The organism is Azospira sp. APE16 (genome assembly GCF_047901315.1).
Classification (GTDB): domain Bacteria; phylum Pseudomonadota; class Gammaproteobacteria; order Burkholderiales; family Rhodocyclaceae; genus Azospira; species Azospira oryzae.
On sequence record NZ_CP179682.1, the window covers coordinates 1408585 to 1425568 of the forward strand.

Below are 16984 nucleotides of genomic sequence, written 5' to 3' on the forward strand. Positions count from 1 at the left end.
GGCGGTCCGGGATCAGACCTTGAAGCGCCCCACCGTGTTCTGCAGGGAATCGGCCAGGGCTTCCAGGGATTGGGCAGCGGCAGCCGTCTGCTCCACGGATTCATTGTTTTCCCGGGCCATGGCGGCGATGGCCTCGATGCTGTCCGCCACTTCGCCGCTGACCCGGCGCTGCTCGTCGGTGGCGCCGGCGATGGCATCCAGGCCGTGGCCCACTTCAGTGACGGAGCCGTTGGCGGCCTGCAGGATGTCGGCCACGTTGGTGACCGAAGCCTGGCTGGAGGACAGGTGGCCCAGGCCCTCTTCGATGGCCCGCCGCACATTGACCGACTGGGCCGAGAGGGTTTCGGTGATGGCATCGATCTCGCTGGCGGAGCGGGAGGACTTCTCGGCCAGTTTGCGCACCTCGTCGGCCACCACGGCGAAGCCCCGGCCCTGCTCGCCGGCCCGGGCCGCCTCGATGGCGGCGTTGAGGGCCAGCAGGTTGGTCTGCTCGGCGATGTCCTTCACTTCCTGGGTCATCTTGTTGATGGCGTCGGTGTTGCGCACGAACTCATTCACCGACTCGGCCATTTCCTTGACCGTCTGCTCCACGTTGTTCATTTCCTCGAGCAGGTGGCCCAGGCTCTTGTTGCCTTCCTCGGAGCGCTTCAGGCTTTCCTGGGACTGCTGTTGCACGTGCTCGGCGCTCTGGGAAATGGCGGCGATGGAAGACACCATCTGTTCCACGGCGGAGGCGGCAGTGACGGACTTCTCGTTCTGCTGGTGGGAGCCGTCGGCCACCTGGGAGGCGCTCTGGGCCAGGGCATGGGCCTTGGCGGAAACCTCGGTGGCGGACTGGCTGACCTGGCGCACCAGGGTGGAGAAGTTCTCCATCACCTGATTGAAGACGGTGGCGGCCAGACCCACTTCGTCCCGGCCCTTCACTTCCAGGCGGCGGGTGAGATCCCCTTCGCCGGTGGCGATGTCCTGCAGGCCGTGGGTCAGATGCTCGATGGGAATGGTGACGAAGTGGCGGATGAAGAGGTAGATCACCGCCAGCAGCAGCAGGCTGGCACCGAAGGCGGCGGCAGCGATCTTCAGGCGGAAGGCGTTGACCTCGGCGTCCACCTTGTCGAGGGAAACCTTCATGCTGACCAGGCCGAGGACGGACCCTTCCGGCACCTGGTGGCACATGATGCAGTTCTTGCCCAGGTAGTTGGTGGAAGCCAGGGTGGGGGTGACCACCCGCAGATAGGTGGCGCCGTTTTCTTCATGCACGGCCGTATAGGCCTTGCCGCTCTGCATCGCCTGTTGCTCGATGCTGTCCATGGGACGTTTGTCCTTGGTGTCGGGGCCGAAAATCTTGCTCACGGCTTCGCCGCGGACCACGTGCAGGTCCTTGATGACGGAGAGCTGCTTGATCTGGTCGAGGAAGACTTCGCGCTGGCCGACGGTGCCGGTGATCATCATGCCGGTGAGGCCGGCCATGGTCATTTCGTGGATGCTGCCGGCAAAATCCTTGGCTTGGCCGATGGCTGTTTCCCGATTGACTTCGGATTCCCAGACGATCATGCCTGTCCATACGGCAATGAGCATGAACCAGATGGCTGCGGTGAGGCGCACCCAGATTTTCAAATCGGCGATACGAGCCATAATCTCCCTTGGTCCTCGGCTTTAATTTGTCGGTCCTGCCGCTATACAGTCAAGTCCAGTTGTTGGATCGAGCCAACGCCTCCATTCTGCTGTAAAAACACGCCGGAAGCCAGCACTGAAGCCTGTAGCCGGTTCTGCGCCGTCTTCACCTCGAAGGGGGTGGCCAGATGTTGCAGGCCGATGGCGCCCACGCCCTTGTCTGCCAGGGAAAGTAGCTGGTCCCGGCCAGCCCCGTCTTTGATCCAGATTCTTAACTGTTCGAAAATGGGGTCGTTCTCGTCGATCCAGCCGTTGCGGTCGGCGTCGTAGGCGGCCAGTTCGGCAAAGCCGTCGCCGCTGCGGGTGCCGAACAGCTCGCCGCCGTCCGTGGCGCTGCCGTTGCCGTCCTTGTCGAAAACCAGGAAACCGCTGCCGCCGCTGGTGAAGTTGATCATGTCGTCCTTGCCGTCGCTGTCGATGTCGAAGGCGAAGCGCTGGTCGGTCAGCTGGGCGGCGGTGCCGGCGAAATTGAGCACCAGGGGGTCCTTCTTCACCGCATCGCCGGCGCGGAGGCTGACGCTGCTTTCCTCGTGGTAGAGCCGGCTCATGGCCAGGTTGAGGTCGAAGCTGATTTCCTTGCCGTCGCTGGTGCGCACCACCCCCTGGGCGGAGAAGGTGGTCTGTTCCATTTCCGTGTAGGACTCGTGGTGGTCGTATTCCACCCCGTAGCCGGCCTTGGCCGGTGCTGCGTCGGCCGGTACGCCGCCCGCTGCCTGGCCGGCCGCAAGCGTGCCCGTTTCGGCGCTGAGATCGGTCTGGCTGAGGAGCTCGATCTTGCGGCCGGTGAAGTACTCGATCAGGGTCTTGAGCAGGGCCAGCTTGGGGTCCAGCGTCTCTTCGGCCTTGGCGCCGGCAGCCTCCACCCCGTCCTGGGCCTGGGCCGCCAGGGCTTCCGGGGACAGGCTGACGCTGGTGGCCGGCGATGTCGGGGATGTTGTCGCCAAGTCGCCGTTGCCTTCGAAGTCGGGTCGCCGGTCGCCGACCCAGACGCGCAGGCTTTCGCTGACTTCATGGTGTTGCAGGCTGGCATGGCTGGCGGCCATCTGGACGTCGGCAGAGGCGATTTTCATGGGAGGCTCCGGGTGGCGGGTGGCTACCTCGTCTACGGCCTCCCGGAGCAAAGGTTGAGGCGTTTCTACACGTCCACGCTGCGCAGCCAGCGGATCAGGTTGGCTGCATCCATGGCGCCGGCCTGGCGGGCCACTTCCCGGCCGCTGCGGAAGAGGGCCAGGGTGGGAATGCTGCGGATGCCGAAGCGGGCGGCCATGGCCGGTTCGGCTTCCGTATCCAGCTTGAGCAGGCGGTAATGGGGTTCCAGTTGCCGGGCCGCCTGGGCGAAGGCGGGAGCCATCATGCGGCAGGGGCCGCACCAGGGGGCCCAGAAATCCACCAGCAGGGGCAGGTCGGAGCGGCCCAGGTGGGCCTCCAGGGCGGCGCTATTGACTGCCAGGGGCTCGCCGGTGAACAGCGCTGCCTTGCAGCGGCCGCAGGTGGGCTGTTCGGTCAGGCGCTGGGTGGGCAGGCGATTGACGGCCTGACAGTGGGGGCAGACCAGGTGCAGGGATTCGGGGGCGGCCATGGCGGGCTCCTTGATTAGACTTGTCTAATATGGAGACGCCGCCCCGGTCTTCAAGAGGGGGTCAGCGGGAGGCGCCCCGGGCCTGGGCCCGCAGGGCGCTTTGCTCCAGGGCCGCCTGGTCCGGGGCTTCCCGGGTGGGCCAGCCTGAAAGGTGCGTCGTGACGATGTCGGCGAGGGCCTCGATCCAGTCCGGCCGCTCGTTGAGGCAGGGGATGTAGCCGTAGGTCTTGCCGCCGGCAGCGAGGAAATCGGCCTTGCCCTCCATGGCGATCTCCTCCAGGGTTTCCAGGCAGTCGGAGGTGAAGCCGGGGCAGATGACGTCTACCCGTTCCACCCCTTCCTTGGCCAGCCGGTGCAGGGTGGGGGCGGTGTAGGGCTGCAGCCATTCGGCCTTGCCGAAGCGGGACTGGAAGCAGATTTCCACCCGCTCCTTGGGCAGGCCCAGGGCTTCGCTGAGCAGGCGGCCGGTCTTCAGGCATTCGCAGTGATAGGGGTCCCCCAGTTCCAGGGTGCGTTTGGGGACACCGTGGAAGCTCAGCATGAGACGGTAGGAAGGGCCGGGCTGGCCGTTCTCCGCCCAGTACTGGCGCACGCTGGCGGCCAGGGCGGCGATGTAGCCGGGATGGTCGTGGAAATTGCGCACGGCGCGGATTTCCGGCTGGTTGCGGCTCTGCTGCAGCCAGGCGTAGGCCGCATCCAGGGCGGTGGCCGAGGTGCTGCCGGCGTACTGGGGATAGAGGGGCAGCAGCAGGATGCGGGTGCAGTTCTGCTGCTTCAGCCGCTCCAGGGCATCGGCCACGGAGGGCTGGCCGTAGCGCATGGCGTAATCCACCACCAGGCGGTGGCCGGCCTGGCCCAGGGCGCCCTTGAGCAGCTTGGCCTGGCGTTCCGTGTGTACCCGCAGGGGCGAGCCTTCGGGCAGCCAGACGGAGGCGTACTTGGCCGCCGACTTGGCGGGGCGGGTGTTGAGGATGATGCCGTTGAGGATGGGCCACCAGATGAGGCGGGGAATCTCCACCACCCGGGGGTCGGAGAGGAATTCCTTGAGATAGCGGCGCAGGGCCGGCGCCGTGGGGGCGTCGGGGGTGCCCAAGTTGATCAGCAGAACCCCGGTCTGGGGGGCGGTGCCATGCTTGAATTCGGGTTCCGGACGGAAAAAGGGCATCAGGTATTGGCCTGGTAGGTAAGGGCGGAGGAGAGCAGCTTGGCGGTGATGTCCACGATGGGGATGACCCGCTCGTAGGCCATGCGGGTGGGGCCGATGACGCCGACGGAGCCCACCACCTGGCCATTCACCTCGTAGGGGGCGGTGACGACGCTGCATTCGTCCAGGGGCGCCAGGCCCGATTCGCCGCCGATGTAGATCTGCACGCCGTCGGCGTTGTTGGAGATGTCGAGCAGACGCACCAGGCCGGTCTTCTGTTCGAAGAGGTCGAACAGCTCCCGCAGCCGCTTCATGTTGGAGGACAGTTCCTCCACTTCCAGCAGGTTCTTCTCGCCGGAGATGACGTACTGGCTGGCGCTGTCGTTCAAGGCCTGGTTGCCGGCCTCCAGGGCCGAGGCCATGAGGATCTTCAGGTCGTCCTGCAACTGCTGGATTTCGCCGGTGAGGCGCTGGCGGATCTGGTCGAAGTCCAGGCCGGCGTAGTTGTGGTTCAGGTAATTGGCTGCCGTCGTCAGCTCCGACGGCGAGTAGGGCCGTTCGGTGAGCAGGATGCGGTTCTGCACGTCGCCGTCGGTGGTGACGATGATGAGCAGGATGCGCTTTTCCGAGAGGCCGAGGAATTCGATCTGGCGGATGGTCGGCGTCTTACGCCGCGGCGTCACGACGATGCCGGCAAACTGGGTCAGTTCCGAGAGCAGGTGGGAGGCGTTGCCGATCAGCTGCTGGGGCTGGGTCTGGATCAGCTGCCCTTCCATCTCGTGGATCTGGTTTTCCTGCAGGGGCTGCACCGCCAGCAGGCTGTCCACGAACAGGCGGTAGCCCCGGGGCGTGGGAATGCGGCCGGCGGAGGTGTGGGGGCTGGCGATGAAACCCTGTTCCTCCAGGTCCGCCATGACGTTGCGGATGGTGGCCGGCGACAGGTCCAGCCCGGAGAAGCGGGAGAGGGCGCGGGAGCCCACCGGTTGGCCTTCGGCGATGTACCGTTCGACCAGGGTCTTGAGCAGGATGCGGGCGCGGTTGTCGAGCATGAATCGATTTTACCGAAAATCGCCGGGGCCGCCAGGAGTTGCATCCGCGCCGTGCCGCCGGGGGCGGGGGGTTTTGTGGTTTAATGCGGGCCATGAAAGGCTCCGGTCACCATTCCCCTTCGCGTCCCATGGCACTTCCCCGCACCATTGCCCTGATTGGCAAATACCACAGCCCGGAAATTGCCGAATCCCTGCGTTCCCTCGGCCAGTATCTGAGCGAGCGGGGCGTCTCGGTGCTGGTGGAGGCCGATACGGCCGCCAATGTGGGGGAAAGCCGCTGGATGACCGGCGATTTCCAGTTCATCGGCGCCCATGCCGACCTGGCCATCGTCCTCGGCGGCGACGGCACCATGCTCAACGCCGCCCGCCACCTGGCCCGCTACAAGGTGCCCCTGGTGGGCGTGAACCAGGGCCGCCTGGGCTTCATGACCGACATTGCCCGCTGCGACATGCTGTCCTGCATGGAAGATCTGCTGGACGGCCGCTTCGTGCCGGAGGAGCGCCTGATCCTGGACGCCGAGGTGATCCGGGACGGCAAGGAAGTCTGCGCCAACCAGGCCCTCAACGACGTGGTGATGGACAAGGGCGCCATCGGCCGCATGATCGAATTCGAGCTGTTCATCGACGGCGAGTTCATCTACAACCTGCGGGCCGACGGCCTCATCATCTCCACTCCCACCGGCTCCACCGCCTACGCCCTCTCGGCCAACGGCCCCATCCTGCACCCGACCCTGGGCGGCATCGCCCTGGTGCCCCTCTGTCCCCATTCCCTGACCAACCGGCCGATCACGGTGTCGGACCGCTGCGAGATCGAGTTGCGGGTGATCCAGTCCGCCGACGCCCGGGTGCACTTCGACGGCCAGGTGGCCTTCGACATCCGTCCCGACGACTGCGTGCGCATGCGCCGCTCCGCCTACAACGTCTGTTTCCTGCACCCGCCCGGCTACAGCTACTTCGCCATGCTGCGTCAGAAGCTCCACTGGAGCAAACGTCCCAAGGGGCCCTGAACCATGCTGCAACGTCTGAACATTCGCGATTTCGTCCTGGTGGACCGGCTGGAGCTGGATTTCCAGGGAGGCTTCGGCGCCCTCACCGGCGAGACCGGCGCCGGCAAGTCCATCCTGGTGGACGCCCTGGCCTTCGTCCTCGGCGAGCGGGCCGACAGCGGCCTGCTGCGGGCCGGGGCCGAGAAGACCGAAGTGGGGGCCGAGTTCGATATCCGTGCCCTGCCCGAACTGAAGTCCTGGCTGGCGGAGAACGACTTCGCCGCTGACGATGACCTGCTGCTGCGTCGCATCCTGGATGCGGGCGGCCGTTCCCGGGCCTACATCAACGGCTCTGCCGCCACCCTGCAGCAACTGCGGCAGGCCGCCGAATGGCTGGTGGACATCCACGGCCAGCACGCCCACCAGTCCCTGTTGCGGGGCGAGGCCCAGCGCCAGCTGCTAGACGCCCATGCCGGCCATGCCGACCTGGCCCGCAGCGTCGGCGAAGCCTGGCGCATCTGGCGCGACGCCCGGGATTCCCTGGACGCGGCGGCCGAAGGCGGCGAAGCCCTGGCCCGGGAGCGGGAACAGCTGGAATGGCAGGTGCGGGAACTGGAGACCCTGGCCTTCTCCGCCGACGAGTGGGAAAACCTCAACCAGGAACACAAGCGCCTGGCCCATGCCGCCTCCCTGCTGGAAGGGGCCCAGTTTTCCCTGGGCCTGCTGGCCGAAGGGGAAGGGGCTTGCGAAGCCCAGGTGCGTGCCGTGGCCTCCCGTCTCGACGGCCTGGCCGAATACGATCCGGTCCTGAGCGAAGTGGCCCAGCTGGTGCAGTCGGCCGAAGCCGAGCTGGCCGAAGCCGTCAGCGCCCTGCGCCGCTACGCCGACCGGGTGGATCTGGACCCGGCCCGCCTGGCCGAGGTGGAACGCCGCCTGGAGGCCGTCATGGGCTGCGCGCGCAAGTTCCGCGCCCTGCCGGAGGAACTGCCGGAACTGTTGTCCCGCTGGCAGCAGCGTCTCGCCGAACTGGGCGAGGCGGGCGACCTAGCGGCCCTGCAGGCCAGGGTGGATGCGGCTCGCCAGCAATACGACAAGGATGCGGCCAAGCTCTCCAAGGCCCGGGCCAAGGCGGCCAAGGCCCTGGGCGACGAGGTCAGCCAGGGCATGCAGGAACTGGCCCTGGGCGGCGGCCGTTTCGAAATCGCCCTGGTGCCCGTGGCCGGCGGCAATGCCCACGGCCTGGAAAACATCGAATTCCGCATCGGCGGCCTGGCGGGCAGCGAAGCCCGTTCCCTGGCCAAGGTGGCTTCCGGCGGCGAACTGTCCCGCATCAGCCTGGCCATCCAGGTGGTCACCAGCCGCCAGGCCAGCGTCCCCACCCTGATTTTCGACGAGGTGGACGTGGGCATCGGCGGCGGCGTCGCCGAGGTGGTGGGGCGCCTGCTGCACCGCCTGGGCCGGGAGCGTCAGGTGCTGTGCGTCACCCACCTGCCCCAGGTGGCGGCCCGGGCCGACTGGCAGTGGCAGGTGGCCAAGTCCAAGGAAGGCGCCGCCATCAAGAGCCGGGTCACGCCCCTGGATGCGTCGGGCCGGGTGGAGGAAATCGCCCGCATGCTGGGCGGCGTGGAAATTACCGCCACCACCCGGCAGCACGCCAAGGAACTGCTCGGTCAGGGCTGAGCCCGACTTGGCCCCGGCCCGGGGCCTGGGCTATGGTGAGGTAATCTACTTTCCCGCAAACGGGGCTGTCGTCCCGCTGCGGCCTTGAGTGTCTGCCATGATCGGCTCCCTCTCAGCTTCCGGCATTGCCAGTGTCTATCCCGTCGCCACGGGAGGCGTTGCCGCGCCCGTGCAGCGACCGGCGGCCGGCGGCGCCCAGGCGGCCGAGAGCGGCAGCGGGGGATCCTCGTCGGGCAGTGGTAGCGCGGCGGTCTCAGGTGCCGAGTGGAACGGGGGCTACGGCCAGTCCCTGGGCAAGAACCCCTTCGCCGCCGCTGCAGGGAAGAGCGAGCTGTCGGAGGACGAACAGCGGCAGGTGGAAAAGCTGAAGGAGACGGACCGCAAGGTACGCGCCCACGAGCAGGCCCACATCGCTGCCGGCGGCGCCCTGGTCCAGGGCGGTGCCAGCTATACCTACGACAAGGGGCCGGACGGCCGCATGTATGCGGTGGCGGGAGAGGTTTCCATCGATGTCTCGCCGGGCCGCACGCCGGAGGAAAGTCTGGCCAAGGCCCAGCAGATCCGAGCCGCCGCCATGGCGCCGGCCGATCCTTCGCCCCAGGACCGGCGCGTGGCGGCAGGCGCCGCCAGGCTGGAGAGCAGCGCCCGGGCCGAGCAGGCGAAGCAAGAGGCAAGCGAGGCGGCTGAGGCCCAGGAGGGAAGCGGTTCCACCGGAGGTGTGTCTGGAGAGCAAGCATCGGCGCCGGTTGCGGCCGAGGCTGCCGTGGCAGGTCCGTCCGGTGCGGCTTCTGGCGGTGGGGCCAGGGGAGAGATGGCCTATCGGCTGGAGAGCGTGGGCGTCAGGGAAACGGCCGTTTCCCGCTCCCGCGTTGATCTCTTCGCCTGAGGCGCGGATTCCGCCGCGGGGCGGTAGCGCTGCACGGCATTCTCGAAGAAGCCTTCGCCGCGCAGTTTTTCCACCGCGCTGCGGATGCGGGGCAGGTGGCCGAGCTGGGGGGATTTCTTCGACATCTGGGCCCACACCTCGGTCTTCTGCAGCATCAGGCGCGGCCAGGGCTGGCTCGGGTAGCCCCGCTTCTGCAGCAGGTGGTGCAGGGAGATGCTGTTGCCGGCGATGGCGTCCAGGCGGCCGCTGAGGAACATGTCCACCAGGGTTTCGTAGTCCCGCACTTCCACCTTGTTCAAACCGGCGTCGCCGTCGAAACGGGGGTTGAGGCGGATGTCCTTGACCAGGCCGATGCGCAGGCCCTGCAGGTCGTCATAGCTGCGCAGGGTGCTGCCGGGGCGGGCCAGCACCAGGGTGTGGAAGCTGAAGAGGTAGCCCGCGTATTCGACGTAGGCATCCCGGTCGTCGGAGCGGATCAGATAGGTCAGGTCGCAGTCGCCGCTTTGCAGCTCCTTGCCGACCCGGCCATAGGGCAGGGTGTTCAGTTCCAGGCTGAGGCCGGTTTCCCTGGCCAGTTCCCGGCTGATGTCCACGAACACGCCGCTGAGCTGGCTCTTGCGTTCGCCGCCGCCGTCCCGGCTGTAGTAGGCCCAGGGTTCGCTGTGCATGAGGCCCACCCGCAGGCCGGCCGTGGCCGTATCGCCGCTATGGGCGAGAGCCGACAGGCCCAGGCAGAACAGGGCCAGCGCATGGCGGGACAGGGATCGACGGGAAAACCCCATGGAGGCGCATAGGCGTAACGATGTAGAACAAAAGTTATACCCCGCCCCTCCTGGGGGGTCAAGCGCCGGTGGTCAGCAGGGTGGCGCCGCCGGTCAGGACGAAGACCAAGGCGGCGAGACGGCGGATCCAGTCCAGAGGCAGGCGATGGGCCAGCTTTTCGCCGATCAGCACGGCCGGCACGTTGGCGATCATCATGCCCAGGGTGGTGCCCAGGACCACGGCGGCCAGGGAATCGAAGCGGGCGGCCAGGGCCACCGTGGCGAACTGGGTCTTGTCCCCCATCTCCGCCAGGAAGAAGGCGATCAGGGCCGTGACGAAGGCGCCGCGGGCCAGGGTATTGGGGGTCTCGTCGTCGTCCAGGGTGTCCGGCTTCAGGGTCCACAGGCCGAAGGCGATGAACAGGATGCCCACCGACCAGCGCAGGATTTCCGGGCTCAGCAGGGAGGCGACCCAGGCGCCGACGGAGCCGGCCAGGGCGTGGTTGGCCACGGTGGCGACGAAGATGCCGGCGATGATGGCCCAGGGCCGGCGCAGGCGTGCCGCCAGGACGAAGGAGAGAAGTTGGGTCTTGTCGCCGATTTCAGCCAGGGCGACCAGCAGGGTGGAGGTGAGGAGGGCGTCCATACAAAATAAAAGCCGGGGCAAGCCCCGGCGTCATGGCAAAGGAATGGGAGGGTCAGGCGTCGTGGGGCAGGTGGTGCTTGTCCACGTGGGCTTCCGGGGAATTGCGGTGGGGACAGTTTTCCTTGAGGCACTCGGCGTAGAGGTAGAGGGCGTGCTCCTGGATGGCGAAGCCCCGTTCCTTGGCGATCTTGTTCTGGCGCCGCTCGATCTCGGGGTCGTAGAACTCTTCCACCCGGCCGCAATTGACGCAGACCAGGTGGTCGTGATGCTTGCCCTCGTTCATTTCGAAGACGGCACGGCCGGATTCGAAAAAGTGGCGTTCCAGGATGCCGGCCTGCTCGAACTGGGTCAGGACCCGGTAAACCGTGGCCAGGCCGATGTCCATGCCTTCGGCGATGAGGAGCTTATAGACGTCTTCGGCGGAGAGGTGGCGGACGTTGCTCTTTTCGAACAGGTCCAGAATCTTGAGTCGGGGAAAGGTGGCCTTGAGACCGATGCTCTTCAGGCTCTGGGAATTGCTCATGTCGCACCCTATTTGATAGGTTGGTCTGATTTTTTGGGCTATGATATACCGATTCACTTTGCTTGGACACCGCTGGAATCCAGCGTTTTGCCGCATGAGTCGCTTCCATATCCCTGCCTTTGATGGCCATTTCCGCCATAGTTCCCGGATTTTCCTTTCGGCCCTGGTCGTTTCCTCGACCTTGCTCGCCGGATGCTCCGTTCCCCGTATCGTCACCGAATACAAAATCGATGTGCAGCAGGGCAATGTCCTGACCCAGGACATGGTGGCCCAACTGCGCCCCGGGCTGAGCAAGGACCAGGTGCGCTACATCCTGGGGACGCCCATGTTGATGGACATTTTCCACGGTGAACGCTGGGATTACGTCTATCGGCTGGAAAAGGGCAAGACAGGGGAAACCGAGACCCGCAAGTTCTCCGTTTTCTTTGCTGACGGCAAGTTGGCCCGCGTCGGCGGCGACGTGGTGGCGGCCCAGGCCGGCGAGGCCGGCGGTGACGTGGTGCCGCCGACCCGGCAGCAGGTGATCGACCTTGGGTCCATTCCCGAGGACGGAAGTGTGCAGGCGCCGCCGCCCGACAGCGAGCGGGGCTTCTTTGGACGAATGCTGGATAAGGTTGGACTGTAATTCATGAGCAAGTTGCGTATTGCCGTGGCCGGGGCTTCCGGCCGTATGGGCCGGATGTTGATCGAAGCCACCCTGAAGGATGGCGAAGTGGTGCTGGGCGCCGCCTTTGACCGCCCGGGTAGCCCTGCTGTGGGCAAGGATGCGGGCGACCTGGTGGGCCAGCCCTGTGGCATCCAGGTGCTGGATAGCGCCGAGGCCGCCCTGAAGCAGGCTGATTGCCTGATCGACTTCACCCGCCCCGAAGGCACCCTGGAGCACCTGGCCCTGTGCCGCAAGCTGGGCGTGGCCATGATCATCGGCACCACCGGCTTCGACGAGGCCGGCAAGGCCGCCATCCGCGACGCCGCCCAGGATATCCCGGTCGTCTTCGCCCCCAACATGGCGGTGGGCGTGAATCTGGTGTTCAAGCTGCTGGATGTGGCGGCCCGTATCCTCAATCAGGGCTACGACATCGAGATCGTCGAGGCCCACCACAAGCACAAGATCGACGCCCCTTCCGGCACCGCCCTGCGCATGGGCGAAGTGGTGGCCCATGCCCTGGGCCGGGACCTGAAGGAATGCGCCATCTACGGCCGCGAAGGCGTCACCGGCGAACGGGATCCTTCCACCATCGGCTTTGCCACCGTGCGCGGCGGCGACATCGTCGGCGACCACAACGTGATGTTCTGCGGCACCGGCGAACGGGTGGAGATCGCCCACAAGGCCGGCAGCCGCATGCCTTACGCCCTGGGCAGCCTGCGGGCGGCCCGCTTCCTGGCGGGCAAGAAGAACGGCCTGTTCGACATGCAGGACGTGCTGGGCCTGCGCTGAGTCTCCTCCGGAGTCGGCCGCGAAGCCGCTCTAGGCCGTGAAGTGCTGCGCCGCGATTGCCCCAAAAGGGGGCAGTCGGCTATAATAGTGCGGTTAAAAAATCAATTCGTGAAAGCGGGAGGGCGCTGAGCCCATCCCGCTTTGCGTATGTACCCCGGTGAAACCGGTCCTGCCTGTGTGGCGGCAGGGCTGTCCGGGGTCCGACAGCGCGTCACGAGTACCACGAATTCGCCGCCCGGAGTCTTTTGTGTCCCTGCTTCCTGCCTTTTCGCCCGCCCTGCTTGCCCTGGCCGACGGCACCGTGTTCCGCGGTTACGCCATCGGTGCCGAGGGCACCACCAGCGGTGAAGTGGTGTTCAACACGGCCATGACCGGTTACCAGGAAATCCTGACCGACCCGTCCTACTGCCGTCAGATTGTCACCCTCACCTATCCCCATATCGGCAACACCGGCTGCAATGCGGAGGACTTCGAGTCCCGCGCCAACTTCGCCGCCGGCCTGGTTATCCGCGACCTGCCGATCCGCGCTTCCAACTGGCGTATCGAGCAGACCCTGCCCGACTATCTGAAGCAGCATGGCGTCGTTGCCATCGCCGGCATCGACACCCGCAAGCTGACCCGCATCCTGCGCGAAAAGGGCGCCCAGGCCGGCTGCATCATCGCCGGCGTGGCCGACGAAGCCAAGGCCCTGGCCGAAGCCCGCGCTTTCCCGGGTCTGGCCGGCATGGACCTGGCCAAGGTGGTCAGCGTCGATTCCCCCTACCAGTTCAGCGAAGGCGAGTGGACCCTGAAGGGTTACGCCGCCGCCCCCGCCGCCAAGTTCAAGGTGGTGGCATACGATTACGGCGTCAAGACCAACATCCTGCGCATGCTGGCTGCCCGCGGCTGCGACGTCACCGTGGTGCCGGCCCAGACTCCTGCGGCCGAGGTGCTGAGGTACAAGCCGGATGGCGTCTTCCTCTCCAATGGCCCCGGCGACCCCGAGCCCTGTGACTACGCCATCACCGCCATCCGTGAAATCCTGGCGGCCGGCGTGCCCACCTATGGCATCTGCCTGGGCCACCAGCTGCTGGCCCTGGCTTCCGGCGCCAAGACCCTGAAGATGAAGTTCGGCCACCACGGTGCCAACCATCCGGTCAAGGATCTGGACACCAACCAGGTGCTGATCACCAGCCAGAACCACGGCTTCGCCGTGGATGCGGACACCCTGCCGGCCAATGTGCGGGCGACCCATGTGTCCCTGTTCGACGGCTCCCTGCAAGGCATCGCCCGCACCGACGTGCCGGCCTTCTCCTTCCAGGGCCACCCCGAGGCGAGCCCGGGCCCCCACGATGTGGCCTATCTGTTCGACCGTTTCATCAAGCTGATGCAAGACAAAAAGGCCGAGGGAAAGTAACTCATGCCCAAGCGCACAGACATTAAGAGCATTCTCATCATCGGCGCCGGCCCGATCATCATCGGTCAGGCCTGCGAGTTCGACTATTCCGGCGCCCAGGCCTGCAAGGCCCTGAAGGCCGAGGGTTACCGGGTCATCCTGGTGAACTCCAACCCCGCCACCATCATGACCGACCCGGAAACGGCCGATGTGACCTACATCGAGCCCATCTCCTGGAAGGTGGTGGAAAAGATCATCGAAAAGGAGCGTCCCGACGCCCTGCTGCCCACCATGGGCGGCCAGACCGCGCTGAACTGCGCCCTCGACCTGGCCAAGCACGGCGTGCTGGAGAAGTTCGGCGTCGAGCTGATCGGCGCTTCCGAGGAAGCCATCGACAAGGCCGAGGACCGGGAGAAGTTCAAGGCCGCCATGACCAAGATCGGTCTGGGCTCCGCCCGTTCCGCCGTGGCCCACTCCATGGAAGAGGCCCTGCAGGTGCAGGCCATGATCGGCTTCCCGGCCATCATCCGTCCCTCCTTCACCCTGGGCGGCTCCGGCGGCGGCATCGCCTACAACAAGGAAGAGTTCGTCACCATCTGCGAACGGGGCCTGGAAGCCTCGCCGACCAAGGAACTGCTCATCGAAGAGTCCCTCATCGGCTGGAAAGAGTATGAGATGGAAGTGGTCCGCGACAGCAAGGACAACTGCATCATCATCTGTTCCATCGAGAACCTGGACCCCATGGGCGTGCATACCGGTGACTCCATCACCGTGGCCCCGGCCCAGACCCTGACGGACAAGGAATACCAGATCATGCGCAACGCCTCCATCGCGGTGCTGCGCGAGATCGGCGTTGATACGGGCGGCTCCAACGTGCAGTTCGCCATCAGCCCGAAGGACGGTCGCATGATCGTCATCGAGATGAACCCCCGGGTGTCCCGTTCCTCCGCCCTGGCCTCCAAGGCCACCGGCTTCCCCATCGCCAAGGTGGCGGCCAAGCTGGCTGTCGGCTACACCCTGGACGAGCTGGCCAACGAGATCACCGGCGGCAAGACCCCGGCCTCCTTCGAGCCCTCCATCGACTACGTGGTCACCAAGGTGCCCCGTTTCGCCTTCGAGAAGTTCCCCACCGCCGATTTCCACCTGACCACCCAGATGAAGTCCGTGGGCGAGGTCATGGCCATCGGCCGCACCCTGCAGGAATCCCTGCAGAAGGCCCTGCGCGGCCTGGAAGTGGGTGTGGACGGCTTCGACGAGAAGACCACCGACCGGGAAGTGATCGAGACCGAACTGGCCGAACCCGGCCCCGAGCGCATCTGGTACGTGGGCGATGCCTTCCGCATCGGCATGACCCTGGACGAGATCCACCGCCTGACCCACATTGACCCCTGGTTCCTGGCCCAGATCGAGGATCTGCACCTGAAGGCCAAGTCCCTGGCCGGCCGCAGCGTCGATTCGCTGTCCCGGGAAGAGCTGCTGGTGCTGAAGAAGTGCGGCTTCTCCGACAAGCGCCTGGCCAAGCTGCTGGCCACCACCCAGACCGCCGTGCGGGAGCGTCGCCACGCCCTCAACGTGCGCCCGGTGTTCAAGCGCGTCGATACCTGCGCCGCCGAATTCGCCACCAACACGGCCTACATGTACTCCACCTACGAGGACGAGTGCGAGGCCCAGCCCAGCGACAAGAAGAAGATCATGGTCCTGGGCGGCGGCCCGAACCGCATCGGCCAGGGCATCGAGTTCGACTACTGCTGCGTGCATGCCGCCATGGCCATGCGCGAAGATGGCTACGAGACCATCATGGTCAACTGCAACCCGGAGACCGTGTCCACCGACTACGACACCTCCGACCGTCTGTACTTCGAGCCCCTGACCCTGGAAGACGTGCTGGAAGTGGTCAATGTGGAGAAGCCCGTCGGCGTCATCGTCCAGTACGGCGGCCAGACCCCGCTGAAGCTGGCGCGGGACCTGGAGGCCAACGGCGTACCCATCATCGGCACCAGCCCCGACATGATCGACGCGGCCGAAGACCGGGAGCGCTTCCAGAAGCTGCTGCACGAGCTGGGCCTGAAGCAGCCGCCCAACCGTACCGCCCGCAACGAAGCCGACGCCCTGGCCCTGGCCCAGGAAATCGGCTATCCCCTGGTGGTCCGCCCCTCCTACGTGCTGGGCGGCCGGGCCATGGAAATCGTGCATCAGCAGTCCGACCTGGAGCGCTACATGCGCGAGGCGGTGAAGGTCTCCAACGACTCTCCTGTGCTGCTGGACCGCTTCCTGAACGACGCCTGCGAAGTGGACGTGGATGCCCTGTCCGACGGTGACGAAGTCATCATCGGCGGCGTCATGGAACACATCGAACAGGCCGGCGTGCACTCCGGCGACTCCGCCTGTTCCCTGCCGCCTTACTCTCTGACCAAGGAAGTGACCGACGAGCTGCGCCGCCAGACCAAGCTGATGGCCAAGGCCCTCAACGTCTGCGGCCTGATGAACGTGCAGTTCGCCATTCAGAACGACACCGTGTATGTGCTGGAAGTGAATCCCCGCGCCTCCCGCACCGTGCCCTTCGTTTCCAAGGCCACGGGCCTGCAGCTGGCCAAGATCGCCGCCCGCTGCATGGCCGGCCAGAGCCTGAAGAGCCAGGGCATCACCAAGGAAGTGATTCCGCCTTACTTCTCCGTCAAGGAAGCGGTGTTCCCCTTCGTCAAGTTCCCCGGCGTCGATACCATCCTGGGACCGGAAATGAAGTCCACCGGCGAAGTCATGGGCGTGGGCACCACCTTCGCCGAAGCCTTCGTCAAGAGCCAGCTGGCGGCCGGCGTCAAGCTGCCCACCGGCGGCAAGGTGTTCCTCTCCGTCAAGGATTCGGACAAGACCAAGGCCGTGGATGTGGCCCGTGACCTGCACGCTGCCGGCTTCACCATCCTGGCGACCCGGGGTACCGGTGCCGCCATGGAAGCGGCCGGCATTCCGGTGACCGTGGTGAACAAGGTGACCGAAGGCCGTCCCCACATCGTGGACATGATCAAGAACAACGAGATTGCCCTGATCATCAACACGGTGGACGAGAAGCGCCAGGCCATCAACGATTCCCGCTCCATCCGGACTTCCGGACTGGCCGCCCGGGTCACCATGTACACCACCATCTGGGGTGCCGAGGCTGCTGCCGCCGGTATCCGCCAGGGTGGCGAACTGGTGGTTTATCCCATCCAGGCGCTGCACGCCCAGATTTCCTGATCAATCCTAACCCTCGCC

15 protein-coding genes are annotated in these 16984 nt (G+C 66.0%); 7 read left to right on the forward strand and 8 right to left on the reverse strand.

Annotated features, from left to right (window positions below):
• Positions 1 to 12: 12 nt before the first annotated feature.
• From ACLSSQ_RS06865 to hrcA, 5 genes are all read right to left on the reverse strand, one after another.
• On the reverse strand, positions 13 to 1632 hold the full coding sequence (locus ACLSSQ_RS06865) for a methyl-accepting chemotaxis protein (RefSeq protein ID WP_014238092.1): 1620 nt from the start codon (positions 1630 to 1632) through the stop codon (positions 13 to 15).
• A 41-nt stretch (positions 1633 to 1673) separates the two neighbouring features.
• Positions 1674 to 2741 carry an FG-GAP repeat domain-containing protein gene (locus ACLSSQ_RS06870; protein WP_416244138.1) on the reverse strand — a complete coding sequence of 356 codons (1068 nt, stop codon included), beginning with the start codon at positions 2739 to 2741 and terminating at the stop codon, positions 1674 to 1676.
• Positions 2742 to 2806: 65 nt separating this feature from the next.
• Positions 2807 to 3250, reverse strand: coding sequence for a thioredoxin TrxC (trxC, locus tag ACLSSQ_RS06875; RefSeq protein WP_416244139.1), 444 nt, complete (start codon positions 3248 to 3250; stop codon positions 2807 to 2809).
• Positions 3251 to 3311: 61 nt separating this feature from the next.
• On the reverse strand, positions 3312 to 4415 hold the full coding sequence (gene hemH / locus ACLSSQ_RS06880) for a ferrochelatase (RefSeq protein WP_416244140.1): 1104 nt from the start codon (positions 4413 to 4415) through the stop codon (positions 3312 to 3314).
• Positions 4415 to 5443 (reverse strand): heat-inducible transcriptional repressor HrcA, encoded by a 1029-nt coding sequence (gene hrcA, locus ACLSSQ_RS06885; protein ID WP_130458770.1) that lies wholly within the window; start codon positions 5441 to 5443, stop codon positions 4415 to 4417. Before hrcA ends, hemH begins: the two co-directional genes overlap by 1 nt.
• 128 nt (positions 5444 to 5571) lie before the next feature.
• Here hrcA and ACLSSQ_RS06890 point away from each other — a divergent pair, with 128 nt between their 5' ends.
• The 3 genes from ACLSSQ_RS06890 to ACLSSQ_RS06900 all read left to right on the forward strand — a co-directional run bounded on the left by ACLSSQ_RS06890 (position 5572) and on the right by ACLSSQ_RS06900 (position 8995).
• The gene (locus ACLSSQ_RS06890; protein ID WP_014238087.1) at positions 5572 to 6450 is read left to right on the forward strand and encodes an NAD kinase; all 879 of its coding nucleotides are present in this window, start codon (positions 5572 to 5574) and stop codon (positions 6448 to 6450) included.
• Positions 6451 to 6453: 3 nt separating this feature from the next.
• Positions 6454 to 8109 carry a DNA repair protein RecN gene (gene recN / locus ACLSSQ_RS06895; protein ID WP_416244141.1) on the forward strand — a complete coding sequence of 552 codons (1656 nt, stop codon included), beginning with the start codon at positions 6454 to 6456 and terminating at the stop codon, positions 8107 to 8109.
• A 97-nt stretch (positions 8110 to 8206) separates the two neighbouring features.
• The gene (locus ACLSSQ_RS06900; RefSeq protein ID WP_416244142.1) at positions 8207 to 8995 is read left to right on the forward strand and encodes a putative metalloprotease CJM1_0395 family protein; all 789 of its coding nucleotides are present in this window, start codon (positions 8207 to 8209) and stop codon (positions 8993 to 8995) included.
• Here the strand turns inward: ACLSSQ_RS06900 and ACLSSQ_RS06905 are convergent.
• Genes ACLSSQ_RS06905 through fur form a run of 3 tightly spaced genes read right to left on the reverse strand, consistent with a single transcriptional unit; the run spans position 8926 to position 10925 of the window.
• Positions 8926 to 9777, reverse strand: coding sequence for a substrate-binding periplasmic protein (locus ACLSSQ_RS06905; RefSeq protein WP_416244143.1), 852 nt, complete (start codon positions 9775 to 9777; stop codon positions 8926 to 8928). The genes ACLSSQ_RS06900 and ACLSSQ_RS06905 overlap by 70 nt on opposite strands.
• A 58-nt stretch (positions 9778 to 9835) precedes the next feature.
• Entirely contained in the window at positions 9836 to 10402 is a 567-nt protein-coding gene (locus ACLSSQ_RS06910) for a TMEM165/GDT1 family protein (RefSeq protein ID WP_416244144.1), read from the reverse strand.
• A gap of 52 nt (positions 10403 to 10454) precedes the next feature.
• Positions 10455 to 10925 (reverse strand): ferric iron uptake transcriptional regulator, encoded by a 471-nt coding sequence (fur, locus tag ACLSSQ_RS06915; RefSeq protein ID WP_014238082.1) that lies wholly within the window; start codon positions 10923 to 10925, stop codon positions 10455 to 10457.
• Positions 10926 to 11019: 94 nt separating this feature from the next.
• Between fur and ACLSSQ_RS06920 the strand changes: the two genes are divergently transcribed.
• The 4 genes from ACLSSQ_RS06920 (at position 11020) to carB (ending at position 16966) form a co-directional block, all read left to right on the forward strand.
• Entirely contained in the window at positions 11020 to 11550 is a 531-nt protein-coding gene (locus ACLSSQ_RS06920; RefSeq protein ID WP_130459285.1) for an outer membrane protein assembly factor BamE, read from the forward strand.
• A gap of 3 nt (positions 11551 to 11553) precedes the next feature.
• Positions 11554 to 12360: a 4-hydroxy-tetrahydrodipicolinate reductase gene (gene dapB / locus ACLSSQ_RS06925; protein WP_014238080.1), complete on the forward strand. Its 807-nt coding sequence runs from the start codon at positions 11554 to 11556 to the stop codon at positions 12358 to 12360.
• A gap of 247 nt (positions 12361 to 12607) precedes the next feature.
• Positions 12608 to 13756, forward strand: a complete 1149-nt coding sequence (gene carA, locus ACLSSQ_RS06930; RefSeq protein WP_416244145.1) for a glutamine-hydrolyzing carbamoyl-phosphate synthase small subunit — start codon at positions 12608 to 12610, stop codon at positions 13754 to 13756.
• A gap of 3 nt (positions 13757 to 13759) precedes the next feature.
• Complete coding sequence (carB, locus tag ACLSSQ_RS06935) at positions 13760 to 16966, forward strand: carbamoyl-phosphate synthase large subunit (protein ID WP_014238078.1); 3207 nt, start codon at positions 13760 to 13762, stop codon at positions 16964 to 16966.
• Positions 16967 to 16984: the final 18 nt, after the last annotated feature.

Coding starts and splice junctions, on each gene's coding strand:
- ACLSSQ_RS06865 (WP_014238092.1), bottom strand. CDS start 1,632: ATGGCTCGTATCGCCGATTTGAAAATCTGGGTGCGCCTCACCGCAGCC.
- ACLSSQ_RS06870 (WP_416244138.1), bottom strand. CDS start 2,741: ATGAAAATCGCCTCTGCCGACGTCCAGATGGCCGCCAGCCATGCCAGC.
- trxC (WP_416244139.1), bottom strand. CDS start 3,250: ATGGCCGCCCCCGAATCCCTGCACCTGGTCTGCCCCCACTGTCAGGCC.
- hemH (WP_416244140.1), bottom strand. CDS start 4,415: ATGCCCTTTTTCCGTCCGGAACCCGAATTCAAGCATGGCACCGCCCCC.
- hrcA (WP_130458770.1), bottom strand. CDS start 5,443: ATGCTCGACAACCGCGCCCGCATCCTGCTCAAGACCCTGGTCGAACGG.
- ACLSSQ_RS06890 (WP_014238087.1), top strand. CDS start 5,572: ATGGCACTTCCCCGCACCATTGCCCTGATTGGCAAATACCACAGCCCG.
- recN (WP_416244141.1), top strand. CDS start 6,454: ATGCTGCAACGTCTGAACATTCGCGATTTCGTCCTGGTGGACCGGCTG.
- ACLSSQ_RS06900 (WP_416244142.1), top strand. CDS start 8,207: ATGATCGGCTCCCTCTCAGCTTCCGGCATTGCCAGTGTCTATCCCGTC.
- ACLSSQ_RS06905 (WP_416244143.1), bottom strand. CDS start 9,777: ATGGGGTTTTCCCGTCGATCCCTGTCCCGCCATGCGCTGGCCCTGTTC.
- ACLSSQ_RS06910 (WP_416244144.1), bottom strand. CDS start 10,402: ATGGACGCCCTCCTCACCTCCACCCTGCTGGTCGCCCTGGCTGAAATC.
- fur (WP_014238082.1), bottom strand. CDS start 10,925: ATGAGCAATTCCCAGAGCCTGAAGAGCATCGGTCTCAAGGCCACCTTT.
- ACLSSQ_RS06920 (WP_130459285.1), top strand. CDS start 11,020: ATGAGTCGCTTCCATATCCCTGCCTTTGATGGCCATTTCCGCCATAGT.
- dapB (WP_014238080.1), top strand. CDS start 11,554: ATGAGCAAGTTGCGTATTGCCGTGGCCGGGGCTTCCGGCCGTATGGGC.
- carB (WP_014238078.1), top strand. CDS start 13,760: ATGCCCAAGCGCACAGACATTAAGAGCATTCTCATCATCGGCGCCGGC.